We start from the raw sequence: 944 nt of genomic DNA on the forward strand, positions 1-944 counted from the left end.
CGGGGGGATCGGCCGTCCCCTGAGGGATGGGGCCGGGTTCGGGGCCGGTTGCGGGTCCCGCGGAACCGCCTGCGGCCGGAGCGCCCCGTCCTCGCGCGGGGGGGCGGCCGACACCTGCGGACGCGGCAGGGCCGGGGCCGGGGCGGCGTCCGGAAGGGCCGCGCCGGGCGCCGCCTCGGGCTGCGGCCGGAGCGCCTCCGCCGGCCGGGCCTTGAGGGCCGCGATCTCGGCATCCTGCGCGCTCAGCACGGTGGTGAGGTCGCGCACGATGCCGCTGAGCAACCCGAATTCGACCGTCAATTCCTCGATCTGCGCCCGCAACGCCGCCTCGGCGGCTTCGGGGCGCGGCTGAGCCGCGGCGCCGGCCCCCGCCGTCTCGACCTTGAGCAGGCGCCGGGACAGCAGATCGACCTCGCCGGACAGCTTCTCGCAGCGCGCCTTCAGGGTGGCGATACGGGTCAGGGCGAGACCGCCGGCCAGGGCGGCGGCGACGCCGAGCGTCATGGCACTCCAGAGCGGCAGGAACACCGCGAGTGGCCCGAACACGACGAGCCCGAGAAGGCCGACCGTCAACAGCCCCGCATACCGGCCGAGGACCGGGACCATCGTCTAACCACCTGCCGGGAACGCGCGCCGGTCGCCGGGGGACATCCCGAGCGAACCCCACCGGGCGCGAACCGAATCACTGGATCATTGGCCGGGCGCACCGGGCCCGGCAAGGCTCCGGGAGGAGGATGATGCGCCATCACCTGTTAATTCCGGGCGGTGTGACGCCGGCGCCCGCTGGAACGTTGCGGAATCATCACGGCGGATCCGATTACAAGGCGCTCCGGGGAGGGTTGCGCGGCTTGCGAATGCGGAGGGGATGAAAAAGGGTCATAAAGCGTGGCCATGACGTTTCTCCCCCCCCGTACTTCCCGATTTCGCCCCGTTCTCGGCGCCGG

General features: G+C 73.1%; 1 pseudogene. It reads right to left on the reverse strand.

Going from position 1 to position 944, the window contains the following annotated elements:
• Nucleotides 1–606, reverse strand: a pseudogene (locus I53_RS34305) (diguanylate phosphodiesterase); the annotation flags it as partial.
• Nucleotides 607–944: the final 338 nt, after the last annotated feature.

Source organism: Methylobacterium sp. B1, from assembly GCF_000333255.1.
Classification (GTDB): Bacteria; Pseudomonadota; Alphaproteobacteria; order Rhizobiales; family Beijerinckiaceae; genus Methylobacterium; species Methylobacterium fujisawaense.